Origin of the sequence: Curtobacterium sp. MCBA15_008 (assembly GCF_001865065.1) — a bacterium.
GTDB lineage: Bacteria > Actinomycetota > Actinomycetes > Actinomycetales > Microbacteriaceae > Curtobacterium.
The window spans coordinates 14,603-29,548 of sequence record NZ_MJGN01000023.1 but is presented as its reverse complement, the minus strand read 5'-3'; the positions used below and the strand labels follow the sequence as shown (position 1 = coordinate 29,548).

The 14,946-nt window shown below is 72.1% G+C and carries 15 protein-coding genes; 6 read left to right on the top strand and 9 right to left on the bottom strand.

The window, feature by feature from the left end:
• Positions 1–4: 4 nt before the first annotated feature.
• Both BIU96_RS10730 and BIU96_RS19845 read left to right on the top strand, forming a co-directional pair.
• The gene (locus BIU96_RS10730; RefSeq protein WP_071292602.1) at positions 5–991 is read left to right on the top strand and encodes an acetylxylan esterase; all 987 of its coding nucleotides are present in this window, start codon (positions 5–7) and stop codon (positions 989–991) included.
• Positions 992–1,102: 111 nt separating this feature from the next.
• Entirely contained in the window at positions 1,103–1,252 is a 150-nt protein-coding gene (locus BIU96_RS19845) for a hypothetical protein (RefSeq protein WP_175477519.1), read from the top strand.
• A gap of 30 nt (positions 1,253–1,282) precedes the next feature.
• Here the strand turns inward: BIU96_RS19845 and BIU96_RS10725 are convergent, their stop codons facing one another.
• Positions 1,283–1,972, bottom strand: a complete 690-nt coding sequence (locus tag BIU96_RS10725; RefSeq protein WP_071292601.1) for an SDR family oxidoreductase — start codon at positions 1,970–1,972, stop codon at positions 1,283–1,285.
• Between the two features lie 207 nt (positions 1,973–2,179).
• Between BIU96_RS10725 and BIU96_RS10720 the strand changes: the two genes are divergently transcribed.
• Complete coding sequence (locus tag BIU96_RS10720; RefSeq protein WP_071292600.1) at positions 2,180–3,088, top strand: CPBP family intramembrane glutamic endopeptidase; 909 nt, start codon at positions 2,180–2,182, stop codon at positions 3,086–3,088.
• Between the two features lie 9 nt (positions 3,089–3,097).
• On the top strand, positions 3,098–4,216 hold the full coding sequence (locus BIU96_RS10715) for a VanZ family protein (RefSeq protein ID WP_071292599.1): 1,119 nt from the start codon (positions 3,098–3,100) through the stop codon (positions 4,214–4,216).
• A 105-nt stretch (positions 4,217–4,321) separates the two neighbouring features.
• On the opposite strand, the gene BIU96_RS10710 is transcribed toward BIU96_RS10715, so the two are convergent.
• A complete protein-coding gene (locus BIU96_RS10710; protein WP_071292598.1) occupies positions 4,322–4,660 on the bottom strand; it encodes a hypothetical protein in 339 nt (112 codons plus the stop codon).
• A 19-nt stretch (positions 4,661–4,679) separates the two neighbouring features.
• On the bottom strand, positions 4,680–5,165 hold the full coding sequence (locus BIU96_RS10705; protein ID WP_071292597.1) for a MarR family winged helix-turn-helix transcriptional regulator: 486 nt from the start codon (positions 5,163–5,165) through the stop codon (positions 4,680–4,682).
• Between the two features lie 103 nt (positions 5,166–5,268).
• Here BIU96_RS10705 and BIU96_RS10700 point away from each other — a divergent pair, with 103 nt between their 5' ends.
• Complete coding sequence (locus BIU96_RS10700) at positions 5,269–6,072, top strand: SDR family NAD(P)-dependent oxidoreductase (RefSeq protein WP_071292596.1); 804 nt, start codon at positions 5,269–5,271, stop codon at positions 6,070–6,072.
• Here the strand turns inward: BIU96_RS10700 and BIU96_RS10695 are convergent.
• The 5 genes from BIU96_RS10695 to BIU96_RS10675 all read right to left on the bottom strand — a co-directional run bounded on the left by BIU96_RS10695 (position 6,069) and on the right by BIU96_RS10675 (position 12,725).
• Positions 6,069–6,797, bottom strand: coding sequence for an ANTAR domain-containing protein (locus BIU96_RS10695; protein WP_139199963.1), 729 nt, complete (start codon positions 6,795–6,797; stop codon positions 6,069–6,071). The genes BIU96_RS10700 and BIU96_RS10695 overlap by 4 nt on opposite strands.
• 136 nt (positions 6,798–6,933) lie before the next feature.
• Positions 6,934–9,336, bottom strand: a complete 2,403-nt coding sequence (locus BIU96_RS10690) for a glycoside hydrolase family 3 N-terminal domain-containing protein (RefSeq protein WP_083402836.1) — start codon at positions 9,334–9,336, stop codon at positions 6,934–6,936.
• A 170-nt stretch (positions 9,337–9,506) separates the two neighbouring features.
• On the bottom strand, positions 9,507–10,391 hold the full coding sequence (locus BIU96_RS10685; RefSeq protein ID WP_071292594.1) for a carbohydrate ABC transporter permease: 885 nt from the start codon (positions 10,389–10,391) through the stop codon (positions 9,507–9,509).
• Complete coding sequence (locus BIU96_RS10680) at positions 10,388–11,416, bottom strand: carbohydrate ABC transporter permease (RefSeq protein WP_071292593.1); 1,029 nt, start codon at positions 11,414–11,416, stop codon at positions 10,388–10,390. The genes BIU96_RS10685 and BIU96_RS10680 overlap by 4 nt, the downstream gene beginning before the upstream one ends.
• Before the next feature lie 7 nt (positions 11,417–11,423).
• The gene (locus tag BIU96_RS10675) at positions 11,424–12,725 is read right to left on the bottom strand and encodes an ABC transporter substrate-binding protein (RefSeq protein WP_071292592.1); all 1,302 of its coding nucleotides are present in this window, start codon (positions 12,723–12,725) and stop codon (positions 11,424–11,426) included.
• Positions 12,726–12,872: 147 nt separating this feature from the next.
• Between BIU96_RS10675 and BIU96_RS10670 the strand changes: the two genes are divergently transcribed.
• Positions 12,873–13,910: a LacI family DNA-binding transcriptional regulator gene (locus BIU96_RS10670; RefSeq protein WP_071292746.1), complete on the top strand. Its 1,038-nt coding sequence runs from the start codon at positions 12,873–12,875 to the stop codon at positions 13,908–13,910.
• 35 nt (positions 13,911–13,945) lie between these two features.
• Here the strand turns inward: BIU96_RS10670 and BIU96_RS10665 are convergent, their stop codons facing one another.
• Positions 13,946–14,929, bottom strand: a complete 984-nt coding sequence (locus tag BIU96_RS10665) for an AraC family transcriptional regulator (RefSeq protein WP_071292591.1) — start codon at positions 14,927–14,929, stop codon at positions 13,946–13,948.
• Between the last annotated feature and the right edge of the window lie 17 nt (positions 14,930–14,946).

Genomic DNA, 14,946 nt, shown 5'->3' with positions numbered 1-14,946 from the left:
AACCATGCCGTTCACCGACCTGCCCCTCGACGCGCTCCGCACCCACCGTGCGGACGTCCGTCGCCCCGCCGACTTCGACGCCTTCTGGGCCGACACGATCGCGTCCGCCCGCGCCGCCGGAGCGGACACCGCGCCGAGCGTGGTGCCAGCGGACACCCCGGTGACCGGGCTCGTCATCGAGGACCTCACCTTCCCGGGCTTCGCCGGCGACCCCGTGCGCGCCTGGGTGTCCCGCCCCGTCGGTGCCACCGCTGACCTACCGGTCGTGGTCGAGTTCCTCGGGTACAACGGCGGCCGCGGGCTGCCGGGCGAGCGGGTCTCGTGGGCCCTCGCCGGGTACGTGCACGTCGTGATGGACACCCGCGGCCAGGGCAGCGGATGGGGCACCGGCGGCGACACCCCGGACCCGCACGGCTCCGCTCCGCGCGTCGGAGGCTGGATGACCAGCGGCATCACCGACCCCGCCGACCACTACTACCGCCGCGTCTTCACCGACGCCGTCCGCCTGGTCGACGCCGTCCGCACCCTGCCCGGCGTCGACCCAGACCGCATCGCCCTGACCGGCGGGAGCCAGGGCGGCGGGATCGCGATCGCCGCCGCCGCGCTCGTCGAGGCGCACGTCGGCCCGATCACCGCCGTGCTGCCCGACGTCGCGTTCCTCTGCGCCTGGGAGTCCGGCACCGCGGTGGCGGTCGGCGGGCCGTACCTCGAGCTCGCGACCTACCTGTCGGTGCACCGCGACGCCGCCGAGACCGTGTGGGAGACCGCGGCGTACTTCGACGGCGTGAACCACGCCGCCGGCATCACCGCGCCGGCACTCTTCTCGGTCGCGCTCATGGACGACGTCGTGCCGCCGCGGACGACCTTCGCGGCCTACAACGCCCTCGGCTCGGCGGACAAGGCGATCGAGGTCTACCCGTACAACGGGCACGAGGGCGGGGCGTTCCGGCACTGGGAGCGCCAGGTCGCGTTCCTCCGCGAGCGCGGCTGACGCCCTCGGTCTCCGCGCGGTCGGGATCGAGTTGCGCGAGATCGCAGGTCGGGCGCGTAGAGAGGGCGCACGGGCTCGTCGGTGAGCCCACCGTGGCCGAAGGAGCGTCCGATGCAGGTGCGACCGTTCCACACGGATGCGACGCCGGGCGTGCACCACGTGTTCGACGACTGCACCGACCTGCCGGAGGGGTGCAAGCGCGTGCGCGGCACCCACGGCTGGCCGATGTGCGTGCAGTGTCTCCAGCGGCTGGAGTCCTGACGAGCGGGCCGATTCCGGAGGGCCCCCGCGTCACCAGGGGATCGTGGTGTCCCGGTGGTCGAGAAACTGCAGGCCCGGTTCGCCGGCGTGCCGGATGAGCGCGTCCACCACGCCGGGAGCGCTCTCGTCCACGGTGAGCGGTGCCCCCTCGCCGCCGAGCTCGGTCTGCACCCAGCCCGGGTCCATCAGGAACAGTGACACCGGGTCCTCGGCGCGGCGGGCGGCGTAGCTCCGCATCGACTGGTTCAGCGCCGACTTGCTCGCGCGGTACACCTCGTGCCCGCCGTTCGTGTTCCGCGAGATGCTGCCCTGCGTCGAGGACATCACCCCGATCGAGCCCCCGTCGCGGACCAGGGGTGCGAAGGTCTCGACGACGCGCATCGGGCTGAGGACGTTCGTCACCATGACCTCGACGAAGACGTCGGTCGGCACCTCGGCGATCGGCAGGTCCTCGTCCGCGATGGCCGCGTTCACGAAGACCGTGTCGAGCAGCCGGTCTGCCAGACGGTCACGGACCGCCGACACCTCGTCCGGGCGGGTGATGTCCACCACCTCGACGGCGAGCCGACCGGACGAGCCGTCCGCCAGGTCGTGGAGCGGGGTCCGTCGGTCACCGCGCACCGTCCCGATCACGTCCCAGCCACGGCGGAGGTACTCCCCGGCGATCGCCAGACCGAGCGTCCGGGACGCCCCGACGACGAGTGCGGTGCGGTGTTCCATGCGCTTTCCCTCTCTCCGGCCGGTCAGGAGGACCGCCCGTCCGCCATACTGCCCTGAGGGGACGATCCGGGCCCCACGACGTCAGGGGATCGTCTTGCGCGTGCAACCGAAGGTGTGGATCGGCGTCGTCGTCGCGTGCGGCTCCGGGCTGGTGGCCGCCGACCAGGCGGCCACGCGGGCCGACTCCACGGCGTCGGGAAGCCGCGCATGAGCGTCCACGACGGGCTCGACCGACCCCGCGTCCCCCGCACGACCTGGGTCGGTCTGGCGGCGGCCGCCGTCTACCTCGTCTTCGCGGCCGTCCTCGGGAACGTGTTCGGTGCCCTCGCCGGTGACGACGAGAGCGCCGAGTTCGTGCTGTCCCACTACATCCCGCTGCCGATCGCGATCGTGCTCGGGCTGGTGTTCCTCCGGTACGCGCGGTGGGGCTGTGGCGTGTGGGCGGAGGCACCGACGCCGACGCTCCGACCCCGACGGTGGTGGCTGGTCAGCATCCCCGTCCTCATGGTCCTGCTCCCGCTGGTGCAGCTCCCGGCCACGCCGTGGGGTGCCAGGCCGTTCGGCACCGTGCTCGTCGTCGTGATCGGCACGATCCTGGTCGGTGTGGGCGAGGAGCTGTTCTTCCGGGGGATCCTGCTCGACGCCGTCCGGGCGCGCCACGGGGAGCTCGTCACGCTGCTCGTGACCGCGATCGCCTTCGGGCTCGCCCACGTCGTCGGCAGCATCTGGGCGGGCGTGCCCGCCGCCGCCATCCTCTTCCAGGTGACGTTCCTCGCGATGAACGGCAGCCTCTACTACTGGGTCCGACGGGTCAGCGGTCGCCTCTGGGTGGCCATGGCCGTGCACGCGATGACCGACTGCGTCCTCTACCTGGCCGCCGGACCGTCCCGAGCGACCGACGCCCTGACCGACCAGCAGGACGACCGGAGCGCCGACCCGCTCCTCGCGACCCTGCAGATCCTCCTGATCATCGCCGCGGTCGTCGGCCTCGTCAGCGCTGCCCGCGAGGACCGGCGCACCCGCAGACTGCGGCGGGAGCAGACCGCCGACACCACGACCGGAACGGCCACGACCGGAACGCCCGCGACCGGAACGAGCACGACGGGCCGTCCGTAGGGTCGAGGGATGACCTCGGCGATCCCGGCAGTACTCGCACTTATCGCTGGTTCGGCGATCGCGATCGCCGGCCTGGTGCCGTGGGCGGCGCTGCAGTACCGACGACGCGGGACCCTCGGCATCGGCAACGCGGTCCTCGCCTTCCTCGCGGTGGTCTACAGCCTCGCCCTGGTGACCTACACGCTGCTGCCACTGCCCGACACCAGTGAAGTGGCCGCGCTCTGCCGGTCGGCGTCGGGTCCGCAGCTCACGCCGTTCGCCTTCGTCGGGGACATCGCGAAGGAGGGCGGGCTGAGCGGCCCACGGTCGCTGCTCGGCAACCCGGCCGCGGCCCAGGTGGTCTTCAACGTCGTCCTGTTCGTGCCCCTCGGGATGCTCGTCCGGCACGTCTTCCTGCACGGACGGTTCGTCGCCGGCGTGGTGGTCGGGACGGTCGCCGGCTTCGCGGTCTCCCTGCTCATCGAGTGCACGCAGCTCACCGGCGACTGGTTCCTCTACCCCTGCGCCTACCGGTTGTTCGACGTCGACGACCTCTTCGCGAACACGCTCGGCGCCCTGGTCGGCACCCTCGTCTCGCCGGTGCTGTGGATCCTGACCCGGCACCGCGGGGACTCGACGGCGGGCAGGCCCCGGCCGGTGACGGTGTGGCGTCGGGGCTTCGGCATGTTCTGCGACCTGCTCGCGGTCACGCTGACCTCCGGCGCGCTGGTCTCCGTCACGAGTCTCGGCTTCGCCCTGGCCGGGCACGACCAGGATGCGACGCTCCCGAGGGTCGTGCTCGCGACGCTGCCGTTCGTCGCGCCGGCCCTCCAGCTGGTCCTCGTGCTGACGACCGGACGCACCCTCGGCGAAGCCGTCGTCCGGCTGCGCCCGGAACCGCATCCGTCCGGGTGGCAGCGTCTGGTGCGGTGGGCGGCCGGCTCCGGCGGGTGGGCCACGCTCTCCGCCGCCGCCTTCCCCCTGTCCGGTCTGCTCGCCTTCGCACTCGCCGTCGCGGCGCTCATCGGCCTGGTCGCGACCCGTGACCGCCGTGGGTTCGCGAACGCGGTGGCGCGCTTGGGTGTGCAGGACGAGCGCGCGTCGGACGAGGCGGCGCGGCGCGAGGGCGCGGCCGACGTGACCAGCTGACGGCCTGGAGGCGCGGTGCGGGCCCGCCACGCGCCTCCAGGCCCGCGGGCGGTGCGGACCAGGTCACCGGCCACGTCCGCCGGGGCTCCGCGCGCGCGGCGTCCCTCACCGGGCTCCGGTGACCGCCGCCCACCGATCGGCGACGATGTGGATGCCGGTGTCCCGCCACCACGGCAGCGAGACGTGCCCGGACGACATGCCGCCGTGCGCGAACCGTTCGACGAACACGCTGTCGCGGGCCCGGTCGTCGATCGATGCACCGGTCTCGTCCTGCACGGCGTCGCGGACGAGCTGGCGCAGCGTGAACAGGTCGGCCGGCAGGGGCGTCTGCGCGAGTCGCTCGCGCAGCGCCGCCCACAACCAGGGATCGCCACGGAACCCGAACTGCGTCGGTGGTCGTTCGAAGAGGTCGCCGACGGTCGTCGGTGTCGTGTCCGCACCCATGCGACCATCATCGGGGCGGTCAGCGGTCGACCGGCGGTGTCCAGACCGGGGTGTCGCTGACGGCCTCGGCGATGCGCCGGCTGACGACACCGAGCTGGCGGGCCTGCGCCGCGGAGAGCGACTCGAACACCAGGCTCCGGACGAGGGCCTGGTGTGCCGGGGTCGAGCGCGCGACCTGCTCGTGGCCGGCGTCGGTGAGCACGGCCAGGGTGAAGCGCCCGTCACCCGGGTCGACGAGGCGCCGCACCCAGCCCTTCGCCTCGAGCCGGGTGACCGCCCGGGACAGCCGCGAGAGGGTGCAGCTGGCGTACCCGGCGAGGACGCTCATCCGCAGGGTCCGCTCCGGCGCCCGGTCGAGGGCGAAGAGCACCCCGTGTTCGAAGTGGGTCACACCGCTGTCCCGCTGGAGCTGCGCGTCGAGGGCGGTCGGCAGCCGCTCCAACAGGGTGGCGAGCGCGGCCCAGACCTCGAGCTGCTCGTCGGTGAGTCCGTCGGTGTCCGTCACGCTCCGAGGGTACCAGCATGACTTGCCTGGGTAAGTGACCACGACTACTGTCACTTGCCTGAGCAAGTCACGACGACGAGGATCACGACGACGAGGAGCAGACGTGGAACTGGGACTGCAGGGCAGGACGGCGTTCATCAGTGGGTCGACGCAGGGGATCGGGTACGCGGTCGCCGCGTCCCTCGCCGCCGAGGGCGTCCGGGTGGTGCTGAACGGGCGGGACCCGGCGCGGGTCGGTGCAGCGGTCGACCGACTCCGGCAGGAGCGTCCGGACGCGGACGTCTCGGGGATCGCGGCGGACTTCGGCGCACCGGACGAGGTCGAGCGGCTCCTCACCCGCCTCGACGACGACGGGGTCGAGGTCGACGTCCTGGTGAACAACGTCGGGCTGTTCGGCCTCGCCGACTTCGAGTCCGTCACCGACGCCGAGTGGGCGCGGTACCTCGACGTCAACCTGATGAGCGGGGTCCGGCTGTCGCGACACCTCCTCGCCCCGATGCTCGAGCGCGGGTGGGGGCGCATCGTGTTCGTCAGCAGCGAGTCCGGCGTGAACGTGCCGGCGGACATGGTGCACTACGGCGTGACGAAGGCCGCACAGCTCGCGCTCGCGAACGGCCTCGCGAAGCGCACCCGCGGTACAGCGGTCACGGTCAACACCGTCCTCGGCGGCCCGACCTACTCGGACGGGGTCGCAGCGACGATCGAGTCGATCGCCGCGGCGCAGTCGGTCCCCGCGACCGCCGTGCGCGACGCCGTCATCGGGCAGAACCGCACCACGTTGCTCGAGCGGTTCATCGAGCCGTCCGAGATCGCCGACCTGGTCACCTGGCTGGCGAGCCCGCGGTCGTCGGCGACGAACGGCGCGGCACTCCGGGCGGACGGCGGGGTCCTGACGGGCATGCTCTAGAGCCGGAGGTCGGCGCCGCGTCGGACGATGTCCTCGGCGACCTCCCGGATCCCCCGTCCGGCGCCCTGGCCGGCACGCCGGATCAGCTGGAACGCCTCGTCGATCCGCACCCCGCGTCGGTGGGCGAGCGCCCCCTTCGCCTGCTCGACCGTCACGCGCGCCTCGATCGCATCCTCCACCTGCTCGTCGAGGGTGCGCAGGGACCCGGTGCCGCGCTGCCGTGCGAGTGCCGCCGACGCGGCGTCGGCGAGGAGCTGGAGGAGCACCACGTCGCGGTCGTCGTGCCCTCGGCCGTGGTCGGCGAAGACGCAGAGCGACCCGATCGTGGCGGCACGCAACCGGATCGGCTCCGCGAAGGTCCCGACGAGGCCGCGCTCCCGCATCGTCCGCACGAACGTCGGCCACACGGCCTCGTGCGACGTGGCGTCCGGCACGTCGACGGTCGTGCCGCTCCGGTGGCAGTCGATGCCGGAGCCCTGGCCGGCGCCGAGCTGCGCCTCCTCGACGTCGCTGCTCCGCTCGCTCGTCGACGCGATCACGTGCAGGGTGCCGTCGGCGTCCGCCAGGACGATCCCCGCCTCCGTCGCCGACGTGAACCGGACGACCGCGTCGACCACGCGGTCCATCGCGTCGATGACGTCGAGCGACGGGTCGAGGACGGCACCGAGCGCCCGGGTCAGGTGGTCGAAACGGTCATCGCCGTCGTCTGCCTCGTTCGTCCCCATGCGCTCGACGGTACGACGGCGGCCCGAGCGCTGTCCGAGGACCGCATCCTGCACCGCCCGCAGCAGTGCGTCCACGTCGAACCGGGATCGGTGCACCGACCGCGGAGACCGCGGCGCACCGATCCCGATCACCCGGTCAGACGCGCTCCCACGTGACGACGCGTCGGTCGGTGGGTGCGACCTCGCGGACCGGGCCGGTGACCCGGAGCACCGCGCGGTCCGTGGCGGAGCCGGGGACGGGCTCTGGACCGGAGGCCGTGCCGTGCGCGACGATGCCGCCGGAGTCCACCGCGCCTCCAGGCCGTGACGCCGCCGCGTGGGACGCGACCCACACCTCGACGTCACCGGGCTCGACGACGCGACGCAGGTCGCGACCGCTGAACGCGAAGCGCTGGACCGGCACGTCGAACCGCACGCGGGTCGACTCCCCCGCCCCGAGCGCGACGCGCGCGTAGCCGAGGAGCTGCACGAGGGGCCTGGTGACCGAACCGTGCACGTCGTGGCCGTAGAGCTGGACGACGTCCTCGCCCGGGCGCTCCCCGGTGTTCGTGACGGTGACGCTCGCGGTGAACGCGCCCTCCGTGCCGATCGTCTCGTCGACCTCGAGGTCGGTGTACGCGAACGACGTGTACCCGAGTCCGAACCCGAACGGACGGACCGGCGTCGAGTCGGCGGCGGTGACGTCGGACGGACCGCCGAGCCGCGGGTGCAGGTACGTGTACGGCTGTGCCCCGGCCGCACGCGGCAGGGAGACGGGCAGGCGACCGGACGGCGCCGCGGCGCCGGTGAGGAGGTCGGCGATGGCCAGGCCACCGCCCTCGCCGGGGAAGAACGCCTGCACGACGGCGGCAGGGCGCCGGCGGGCGACGTCTCCGGAGCCGACTGGGGCGTCGTCCAGCGCCCACCCGATCGCGTACGGTCGGCCGGTCAGCAGCACCATGACGGTCGGGGTACCGGTGGCGACGACCGCCTCGACGAGCTCCCGCTGCACGCCGGGCAGGTCGAGCGACGCGGTGTCGTTGCCCTCGCCGACGGTCCCCCGGCCGAACAGTCCGGCCTGGTCGCCGACGACGACCACCGCGACGTCCGACGTGCGCGCCACGGCGACGGCCGCGTCGATGTCCGACCGGTCGGTCCCGCTGACGGTGCAGCCGACGGCGAACCGGACGGCTGCGGCACCGAGGGACTGCTCGAGGGCCTCACGGACGGTGGGGATCGCGAAGCCGAGGGGCAGGTCGGGGTGCGAGGCGAGGACGTGGTTCGCGAACGAGTAGCAGCCCTGCAGGGCCTCGGCGCGGTCGGCGTTCGGGCCGATCAGCGCGATGGACGTGCCCGGAGCGAGGGGCAGGACGGGCGCCGGCGCCCCCGCCGTGGCGGACTGCGCGTCCCCGTCGACCACGGGTGCGGTGGGCGTCTCGTTCGACAGCAGCACGAGCGACCGTGCCGCGAGCCGCTGGGCGAGCTCGCGGTGCCGGGGGGTGTCGAGGTCGATCCCGGTGGGGGCGTCGTCGGCGAAGGCGTCCGGGTCGAGCAGCCCGAGGCGCTCCTTCTGCCGGAGCACCCGGAGCACGGCGCGGTCCACGAGCGCCTCGTCGACCAGTCCCGCACGGACCCGTTCGATCAGCGGCGCGAGGTACGCGTCGCCGGTCGGGAGTTCGACGTCCACCCCCGCCGACAGTGCCAGCGCCGCGGCTTCGCCACGGTCGGCGGCGACGCCGTGCATGACCTCGAGGAACGCGACCGAGAAGTAGTCGGCGACGACCGTCCCCTCGAACCCGAGCTGGTCCCGGAGCAGGTCGGTCAGAAGCGAACCGTCCGCGGCGACGGGCACCCCGTCGATCTCCGCGTAGGAGTTCATCACGCTGCGCGCACCCCCGTCGCGGATCGCCATCTCGAACGGCGGCAGGAAGGTGTCGGCGACCTCGCGGGGTCCGGCGTGCACGGGGGCGTGGTTCCGCCCCGCCTGCGACGCCGAGTACCCGAGGAAGTGCTTCAGCGTCGCGTCGACCCCGGCGCTCTGCAGGCCCCGGACGTACGCGGTGCCGACGGTGCCGACCAGGTACGGGTCCTCGCCGATGCACTCGTCGACCCGGCCCCAGCGCGGGTCGCGGATGACGTCGAGGACGGGCGCGAGGCCCTGGTGCACGCCGAGCTGCCGCATCGAGGAACCGATGGCGGCGCCGACCTGCTCCACCAGCTCGGGGTCGAAGGCGGCTCCCCACGCGAGCGGCGTCGGGAAGGTCGCGGCCTTCCACGCGGCGAGCCCGGTGAGGCACTCCTCGTGGACGAGCGCGGGGATCCCCAGCCGGGTCTCGCGCTGCAGACGGCGCTGCTCCGCCCACAGCCAGGCGGCGCGTTCGTCGGGTTCGACGGGACGGGTGCCGTACACGCGGGTGAACTGGCCGATGCCGTGGCGGGTGATGTCGGCGAGGGTGCCGCCGTCCTGCGCGGCGGCCATCTCGCCCTGCATCGGGGCGACGACGCCGTTCTGGTCGAGCCAGTAGCCGACGAGCTGCGCCGTCTTCTCCTCGAGCGTCATGGCGGCGAGCAGGTTGGACGCACGGTCCGTCGCGTCGTGGTCGGGGACGCGCCCGGTGGCGGACTGGAGGCGCGGTGCGGGGCCGCCACGCGCCTCCAGTCCGACCGTCGTGGCGTCGACCGTCGGCGCGGGCGCCGACGCGAGGCGCGCCTGCGGCCCGTCAAGCGCCGTCATCCCTTGACCGCCCCGGTCAGGCCGCCGACGATGCGCTTCTGGAAGATCGCGAAGAACACCAGGGCCGGGATCATCGAGAGCGACGTGAACGCGAGCACCCGCGCGGTGTCGACCGAGTACTGCGACGCGAACGCCTGGACACCGAGCGGCAGCGTGTAGGTCGACGCGTCGTTGAGGATGAACAGCGGCAGGAGGTAGCTGTTCCAGCTGCCGATGAACGCGAGGATGCCGACCGTGACGACGCCGGGCAGCGACAGCGGGACGACCATCCGGAAGAAGAAACCGAGCTTGCTCGCGCCGTCGATGGCCGCAGCCTCCTCGAGCTCGTCCGGGATCGCTCGGAGGAACGGCACCAGGATGATGACCGTCGTCGGCAGGGCGAACGCGATCTGCGGCAGGATCACGCCGGCGAGGTTGTTCGTCAGCCCGAGGTCCTTCACGAGGATGTACAGCGGCGTGATCGCCACGGTGATCGGGAACATCAGGCCGGCGGCGAACAGCGAGTAGAGCGCGCCACTCCCCCGGAACCGGTACCGGGCGAGGACGAAGCTCACCATCAGGCCGAGCACGACGACGCCGAGCGTGGTGGTGACACCGGCGATCACCGAGTTGCCGAGCTGCTGCCAGAACACCCCGCTCGTCAGGACCGACACGTAGTTGCTGACCTGCCACGGGCTCGGCAGTCCGGCCGGGCTCGCGGTGATCTGCGAGTTGGTGCGGAAGCCGCCGAGCACGATGTAGGCGACGGGACCGATGCACACCGCGATGAAGAGCAGCGCGATGAAGTACGTGCCGAGGTTCCGTTCGCGACGGACGGGGCCGTCGTTCGGGCGCTTCCCGCCGCGGCGGCGCGGGGCGACGATCGATGCGGTGGCGGTCATCGGGTGGCCTTCTCGGTGAGGGCGCCGGCGGTGTCGCGGCGCAGGACGTACCGCTGGTAGACGAGGGCGACGACCAGCGAGATGAGGAAGATCACCACGGCGACGGCGTTGCCGTACCCGTAGTTGCCGGACAGCCGACCGTTGCCGACCATGTAGGTCGCCATCGTCGAGGTGCCCGCGGTGGAGGCGATGTACTGCCCCCAGATGATGTAGACGAGGTCGAACAGCTGGAGGGACCCGATGATCGACAGGAACGCCCAGATGCGCAGGGTCGGGCCGAGGAGTGGCAGCGTGATGCGGCGCTGGATCTGCCAGTAGCTCGCGCCGTCCAGTTGCGCGGCCTCGAACAGTTCCTCGGGGATGCTCTGCAGGCCGGCGAGGAAGAGGATCACCGCGAAGCCGATGTACTTCCACGAGATGATCCCGAGCAGGGTCCACAGGGCGATGTCGGGGTTCGAGAGCCAGTCGTTCCGGAGGGCACCGAGGCCGAGGGACTGCAGCAGGTCGTTCAGGGCCCCGCTCGACTGGAGCATGAGGCTCCACCCGGTGCCGACGATGACCTCGGAGATGACGTAGGGCAGGAAGATCAGGACGCGGATGAGCCCGCGGCCCCGGATGCGCTGGTTGAGCAGCAGCGCGAGGATGATCGCGATCGGACCCTGCACGAGGAGCGACCCGATGACGATGAAGAGGTTGTGCCAGAGCACGGCTCGGAAGTCCGGGTCGGTGAAGATCACCGTGTAGTTCTGCAGGCCGACGAAGTCGACGGGGGCGCCGTAGCCCTGCCACTTGTAGAAGCCGTAGTAGGCGGCGAGCGCGACGGGCAGGATGACGAACCCGACGAACATGATGACCGCCGGCCCGGCGAGGACGGCGATCTCGACCCGGGTGCGGACGTCGGTGCCCGTGCGGGCCCGGCGGGCCGGGGCCGACGGCGAACCGTCGGCCCCGCCCGTGCGACGCCCCGTCCCGGACCGTCCCGCCTCACGCTGTGCCGAGGAGGGGCTGGTGACGGAGGTGGTCATGGGTGACTCAGCCCTTCGCTGCGGCCTGGTTGACCGTCGACACGATGTCCGAGACGGACCCCTTGCCGGCGAGCAGGTTGACGACACTGGTGTTGAGCGCGTTGCCGACGTTCTGGCCGTAGAGCGTGTCGAGGTAGTTCGAGACGAACGGGGCGTCGTTGTACGCCTTGAGCACGGTGGTCAGGTACGGCTCGGTGACGACCGACTGCGCGGACTTGTTCGCGGGGATCGAGTTGAACGCCTTGTAGTAGTTCTCCTGCACGTCCTTCGTGGTGACGAAGTTGAGGAAGTCGGTGCACTCCTTCTTCGGGGCCTTCGCTGAGCAGGAGAGCCCGCCGACGGCGCCCATCATCGAACCGGGTGCACCCTTGCCGCCGGAGACCTCCGGGAACGGGAAGAAGCCGAGGTCGGACAGCGGCTTGGCGTCCGGGGTGAGCGACGAGATCACGCCCGGGTCCCACGCGCCCATGAGTTCCATCGCTGCCTTGTGGTTCGCGATGAGACCGGCCGAACTGCCCGCACCCTGCTGGGCGGAGGTGGTGAGGAAGCCGTCGTTGAAGGGCTCGGTGTCGAAGAACGACTTGGTGTCCTCGCCCGCGGCCTTCCAGCAGGAGTTCGTGAACTTGAGGTCCTGCGCGGTCTTGTTGAGCGTGTCCGCCGAGCAGGCCCGCAGGGCGAAGTTGTAGTACCAGTGCGCGGCCGGCCAGGCGTCCTTCGCCCCCACGGCCACCGGCTGGATGCCCGCGGCCTTGAGCTTGGCGATGTCGGCGTTCAGCTCGTCCATCGTCGTGGGCGTGCCCTCGATGCCAGCCTTCTTGAACAGGTCCTGGCTGTACCAGATGCCCTCGGGGTCGACGTTCGTGGGCATCGCCCAGGTCTTGCCGTTCAGGTCGAAGGCCTTGAACGATCCTTCGCTGATCCCGCTCTTCGCGCCCGAGCCGATCGAGTCGGAGATGTCCAGCAGCTGGCCGGCGTTGACCATCGCGGCCATCTTGCCGCCGCCGCGCTGCGAGAAGACGTCCGGAGCGGAGTTCGAGTTGAGCGCGGTCTGGAGCTTGCCGTCCAGGTCCTCGTTCTGGATCGCCTGGATCTTGATGGTCACATTCGGGTTCTTCGCCTCGAACGCCTTGACCGTGTCCTGCCAGAACGCCTTGCCCGGGCCGGTGGTCGAGTTGTTCCAGAAGGTCATCGAGACCTTCCCGTCGCTGCCACCGCTGGAGGCGTTGCCCCCTGCGGAACAGCCGGTGGCCAGCAGTGCTGTCGCCCCGATCAGCGCGATGGCTGCCGTGGCACGGATCTTCCTCGTCATCGTGGAACTCCTGGTTGTCGTCGTTGACATCTGGCGACATCGGGTGCCGCTGCGGAGAGCGTGCCAGGTGGTCGATAGGCGTGTCAATCGATATCGATAACGTTTTCTTTACCAATCGTGTCGCGGACGGAGCGGTACGGTGTGCGGATGGACACGGCCATCGGCGCGCGCCCCGGAGCCGGCCGGGTGACGATCGCGGACGTCGCACGCGCCGCCGGCGTCTCGATCCCGACGGTGTCGAAGGTCATCAACCAGCGGGACGGGGTCGCCCCCGCGACAATGCTCCGCGTGCAGCACGTCGTCGAGGAGCTCGGCTACGAGACCTCGCTCGTCGCACGGAGCCTCCGGAGCTCGCGCACCGGCGTCGTCGGCATCCTCGTGACCGAGTTCGAACCGTTCTCCACGGAGTTGTTGCGCGGGGTGTCCGGCGCGACGACGGGCACCGGGTACGAGCTGCTGGCCTACGCCGGCCTCGTCACCGGCGCCGAGCAGAAGGGCTGGGAACGCCGGTCGCTCTCGCGGCTCTCCGGCACGCTCATCGACGGTGCGATCGTCGTCACGCCGAGCACCGCGCTGTCGAGCTCGTCGATCCCGGTCGTCGCGATCGACCCGCACACGGGTCCGGAGGGGCACGCCACCGTCGACTCCGACAACGAGGGCGGGGCCGTCCAGGCGGTCGAGCACCTCGTGGCGCTCGGGCACACCCGGATCGCACACCTCCGCGGCCGCCCCGACCTGGCCTCGGCACAGCTCCGCGAAGCGGGCTACCGCCGTGCACTCGTCGCCGCCGGACTGACCGTGGACGAGGACCTCGTGCGCGACGGCGGCTACCAGGAGGACCGGTCCGCCGAGGTCGCCCTCGATCTGCTGTCCGGCCCCGACCGCCCGACCGCCGTGTTCGCCGCCAACGACTCCTCGGCCGTCGGTGTCCTGCGATCCGCGGCGGCCCTCGGCCTGCGCGTCCCGGAGGACCTCTCCGTCGTCGGCTTCGACGACGTCCCCCAGGCCGCGACCACCACACCACCGCTGACGACCGTCGCGCAGCCGCTCGTCGAGCTCGGCCGGCACGCGGTCGAGATGCTGCTCACGATGCTGCGCGGCGAACCCGCCTCGGCGCACGTGCGCCTGCCGACGACCCTGCGGGTGCGGCAGAGCACGGGCCCGGCGCCCACGACCACCGCCTGACGCAGCGCCCGCGACACCGCCGGCACCGGCCACGGTCAGCGCCGCAGCGTCTGCTTCGGGTACTCGCCGAACCGCTCGGCGTACGAGGCCGAGAACCGCCCGAGGTGCGCGAAGCCCCACCGCCGAGCGACGTCCCCGACGGCGCCGAGCTGCGGGTCGAGCTCGAGGAGCTCCGCGCGCACGCGGTCGAGCCGGACGTGCCGCAGGTAGGTCAGGGGTGACACGTCGAACACGCGCCGGAAGGACTCCTGGACCGACCGGACGCTCAGGCCGGACGCCTCGGACAGCTCCGCCACGGTCACGGGTTCGGCGGCGTGGTCGTGGATGTACTGCACGGCGGCGCGGAGCCGGCCGTTCCGCGGGTGGCCGAGCACGGCCGGCAGGTCGTCCGGGCGCGGCGGGAAGGCGTCGAGGAAGACCTCGGCCGCCAGTGTCTTCGCGCTGTGCCAGGCGGTCGACTCCGGCCCACCGACCCGCAGCGACCGAGCGAGCGCGGTGAGGACCCCCTGCCAGCGCCGAGCGGCGTCGGCGTCGGGGACACGGCGGTCGTCGAACCGCAGGGGCTGCTCGACGGCGTCGAGCCGGGCCGCGGCGACCCGTCCGACGAACCCGCGGTCGAGGTGCACGAGCCGGTGGTCGTGGTCGGCCGTCCAGAACGTGTACGCGTGGTCGGGCGGCAGGAGCAGGGGCGTCTCGAGCGGCAGCGGGTACCGCTCCCCCAGGCGCTCGACCTCGGCCGAGCCGGCACCGATCCAGGCGACGACGTAGTCGCCACCGGGCGGGACGGTCCCGTGCAGCGATCCGTGGAACTGCGCGCGTCGGATCGTCACCTCGGTGTCACCGAGCGCCGTGTAGCGGTAGTCGAAGGCCCCGTCGGTCGGCCGGGCCACCCAGTCGTCCCCGCCGTACAGGCCGTTGAGGTCCCGCACGGCGTCGTCGGGACGGCTGCCGGAGACCTCGAACCGAACCGTCGCCGGTGCGCCGGACGCGTCGGTGTCGTCGATCAGCGGATCCACCACGGGGACCTCCGATCGGT

Bases quoted from the DNA above. Each gene is read 5' to 3' on its own strand.
- BIU96_RS10730 (WP_071292602.1), top strand. From the start codon at position 5: ATGCCGTTCACCGACCTGCCCCTCGACGCGCTCCGCACCCACCGTGCG.
- BIU96_RS19845 (WP_175477519.1), top strand. From the start codon at position 1,103: ATGCAGGTGCGACCGTTCCACACGGATGCGACGCCGGGCGTGCACCAC.
- BIU96_RS10725 (WP_071292601.1), bottom strand. From the start codon at position 1,972: ATGGAACACCGCACCGCACTCGTCGTCGGGGCGTCCCGGACGCTCGGT.
- BIU96_RS10720 (WP_071292600.1), top strand. From the start codon at position 2,180: ATGAGCGTCCACGACGGGCTCGACCGACCCCGCGTCCCCCGCACGACC.
- BIU96_RS10715 (WP_071292599.1), top strand. From the start codon at position 3,098: ATGACCTCGGCGATCCCGGCAGTACTCGCACTTATCGCTGGTTCGGCG.
- BIU96_RS10710 (WP_071292598.1), bottom strand. From the start codon at position 4,660: ATGGGTGCGGACACGACACCGACGACCGTCGGCGACCTCTTCGAACGA.
- BIU96_RS10695 (WP_139199963.1), bottom strand. From the start codon at position 6,797: ATGGGGACGAACGAGGCAGACGACGGCGATGACCGTTTCGACCACCTG.
- BIU96_RS10690 (WP_083402836.1), bottom strand. From the start codon at position 9,336: ATGACGCTCGAGGAGAAGACGGCGCAGCTCGTCGGCTACTGGCTCGAC.
- BIU96_RS10685 (WP_071292594.1), bottom strand. From the start codon at position 10,391: ATGACCGCCACCGCATCGATCGTCGCCCCGCGCCGCCGCGGCGGGAAG.
- BIU96_RS10680 (WP_071292593.1), bottom strand. From the start codon at position 11,416: ATGACCACCTCCGTCACCAGCCCCTCCTCGGCACAGCGTGAGGCGGGA.
- BIU96_RS10675 (WP_071292592.1), bottom strand. From the start codon at position 12,725: ATGACGAGGAAGATCCGTGCCACGGCAGCCATCGCGCTGATCGGGGCG.
- BIU96_RS10670 (WP_071292746.1), top strand. From the start codon at position 12,873: ATGGACACGGCCATCGGCGCGCGCCCCGGAGCCGGCCGGGTGACGATC.